Raw genomic sequence first — 2,919 nt, forward strand, 5'->3', positions numbered from 1 at the left:
CCCCCCCCCCCCCCCCCCCCAGCAACGACGAACGGCCCGACTCCGTGGGGGAGGAGCCGGGCCGTTCGCTTCGGGTACTGCAGTGTCCTGCGGTTCGATGTCCTCAAGTCACGCGCAACGCGATGACCTTCGGGTCAGGAGGGACGAGGTGTCAGGCCGCCTGGAGGACGAACTGCACGTCGAGGTTGATCGTCACGTCGTTGCCGAGCGTGAAGCCACCGGCCTCGAGCGCAGCGTTCCAGTTCACGCCGAACTCGGTGCGGTCGATCTTGGTCGTGGCCTCGGCGCCGAACTTGACCTGGCCGTAGCCGTCGGTCGTGAAGCCGCCGAGCTCGGCCTTGAGGACGACCGGCTTGGTGACGCCACGCAGGGTCAGGTCGCCGGCGATGTGCAGGTCGTCGCCCTTGGCCTCGATGCTCGTCGAGCGGAAGGTGAGCTGCGGGTGCTCCTCGGTGAGGAAGAAGTCGCTCGTCTTGAGGTGCTGGTCGCGCTGCTCCTGGCCGGTGTTGATCGACGCGACGTCGATGTTCGCCTCGACGGTCGACTCGAGCGGGTTCTCGGCGGTGATGACGGTGGCGTCGAAGGTCTCGAACTTGCCCTTGACCTTGCTGATCGCGAGGTGGCGGACCGAGAACGTGACCTCGGAGTGGGTGGGATCGATCTTCCAGGTACCGGTCTGGTAGCCGGGGATGGTCGAGGCGGTGAGCGTCATGGTGACTCCTTCGAAGCGTGTGGACTGCGTTCCCGAGCAGGCGTCGGGCGGAACCACGATTCCATGCGCCTGCATCGAAGTTGATGCTAGCCCATTCTGCACGTGTTTGGTTGAAGCGTCAACCAATGTTCATCTCGATGACGCTGGACGGCGTGTCGGACGTGGGTCGTGCCTCCCGGTCGAGACGCCGTCGAGGAGGCGACGGACGCGCGCCACGAGCGCCTCGATCGCCGGTCCCACGTCGTCCGCGGTGGCGCGCAGCAGCCACCAGCCGGCGTCCTTCAGGTGTTCACCCCGCGTGATGTCCTTGCGGAACGTGCGATCGTCGGTGCGGTGGAGGTCGCTCTCGTACTCGATCGCGACACGGGCGTCCGGGTAGGCGAGATCGACGCATGCGATCCACCGGCCGTCCACCACGACGTCGTGGTTCAGGGCGGGTTGCGGCAGACCACGCCGCGTGAGGGCGAGTCGGAGCCGGGTCTCGCCGGGCGAACGTGACCCTGGGCGCATCTCGGCGAGGGCTGCTCGGACGCGACGGATGCCCCTCGCTCCGCGGTAGCGACGAGCTGCGGCGACCAGTTCGGCGTGGTCGCACCACCCGAGCCAGCCGATGATCGCGTCGCCGACCACGATGAGTTCATCGCGGCTCAGGAGGGTCGCGAGCGCGATGAACGTGTCCGCTGGGTGGGTCAGCGCCGCGGTGCCCGAGTGGACCACCTGGAGTCTGCCGCGGCGGGCGCGGTGCCCGATCGTCCCACGGACACGGAGCGCCTGGTCCGTCCCGATCGTCGTCACGTGGACGCGGGGATCGCGCTCGAGCCGGCGCGGGAGCGGGAAGCCGAGGATTGCTGCGGCGGTCGTGTGGCTGAACGCCTGGTCCGGGCGCAGGCGCGGCTGCACCGCTCGTGCGCGCTCGTCGTGCGTCTGCGGACAGGTCCAGGCGCGGATGCCGTGGAACGGGCGGAGGAACGCTCGTGATCGGAGTCGGCCGACGCTGACGCCGCGGTGCAGGGCTTCGCGCACGCGGAACGGTCGGCCGCGGAGGGCCATCGGGAAGGTCGCGTCGACGTGCATGCGGCCAGCGTGGCCGCCGGTGGCACCGTGCGAGTGGCGCCCGCCCTGATCTGTGGACGGCTGGTGCGAGCGACCGCCTGTGGACGGATGGCCGGCTCGAGGGCGGCTCGGGAGGCGCGGCGCGAGCGGGCGAAATGGCCCCGGTCCCAGCGTGGTCCCGTGGGTATACCGCCCGCTCGCGCATCCCCGCCGCCGGCGTCCGAAGGGCTCGGGAGGCGCGGCGCGAGCGGGCGAAATAGCCCCGGTCCCAGCGCGGTCCCGTGGGTATTCCGCCCGCTCGCGCATCCCCTCCCGCTCGCCCACCCCGCCCCCCACCCCCCCCGCAGCGCGCCCCCGCACCCAGGTACTCGCACGGCCCCTCACGGCGCGGGGAAGCCCGCTAGCGTCGGGAGCATGGAATTCAGGTACCTGGGCAACTCCGGACTCAAGATCTCCGAGATCACCTACGGCAACTGGCTGACGCACGGCTCGCAGGTCGAGAACGACGTCGCCACCCAGTGCGTGCGGGCAGCGCTCGACGCCGGCATCACCACGTTCGACACCGCGGACACGTACGCCAACACCGCCGCCGAGACCGTCCTCGGCGAGGCGCTGAAGGCCGAGCGCCGCCAGTCGCTGGAGATCTTCACGAAGGTCTACTGGCCGACCGGGCCGAAGGGGCACAACGACGTCGGCCTCAGCCGCAAGCACATCACGGAGTCGATCGACGGGTCGCTCGAGCGCCTCCAGACCGACTACGTCGACCTCTACCAGGCGCACCGGTACGACCACGAGACCCCCCTCGAGGAGACGATGCAGGCCTTCGCCGACGTCGTCCGCCAGGGCAAGGCGCTGTACATCGGCGTCAGCGAGTGGAACGCCGAGCAGATCCGCGCCGGTGCCGCGCTCGCGAAGGAGCTCGGCTTCCAGCTCATCTCGAACCAGCCGCAGTACTCGATGCTGTGGCGGGTCATCGAGGGCGAGGTCGTCCCCGCGTCGAAGCAGCTCGGCCTCAGCCAGATCGTCTGGTCGCCGATCGCCCAGGGCGTGCTCACCGGCAAGTACAAGCCCGGCCAGCCGCTCCCTGAGGGCTCCCGCGCCACCGACGAGAAGGGCGGCGCCGACATGATCAAGCGGTTCATGCGCGACGAGGT

Annotated in this window: 3 protein-coding genes; 1 reads left to right on the forward strand and 2 read right to left on the reverse strand. The window is 70.0% G+C overall.

Features of this window, described 5'->3' with window-relative positions; all coding sequences use genetic code 11:
- Positions 1 to 151 precede the first annotated feature (151 nt).
- Both BIV03_RS16960 and BIV03_RS16965 read right to left on the reverse strand, forming a co-directional pair.
- Positions 152 to 712 carry a YceI family protein gene (locus BIV03_RS16960; RefSeq protein WP_071296521.1) on the reverse strand — a complete coding sequence of 187 codons (561 nt, stop codon included), beginning with the start codon at positions 710 to 712 and terminating at the stop codon, positions 152 to 154.
- Positions 713 to 841: 129 nt separating this feature from the next.
- Complete coding sequence (locus BIV03_RS16965) at positions 842 to 1,786, reverse strand: hypothetical protein (protein ID WP_071296522.1); 945 nt, start codon at positions 1,784 to 1,786, stop codon at positions 842 to 844.
- Between the two features lie 393 nt (positions 1,787 to 2,179).
- Here BIV03_RS16965 and BIV03_RS16970 point away from each other — a divergent pair.
- On the forward strand, positions 2,180 to 2,919 hold a 740-nt coding region (locus tag BIV03_RS16970; protein ID WP_071296523.1), incomplete at its 3' end, for an aldo/keto reductase.

It is taken from the genome of Curtobacterium sp. MCBA15_016 (assembly GCF_001865105.1).
Classification (GTDB): Bacteria; Actinomycetota; Actinomycetes; order Actinomycetales; family Microbacteriaceae; genus Curtobacterium.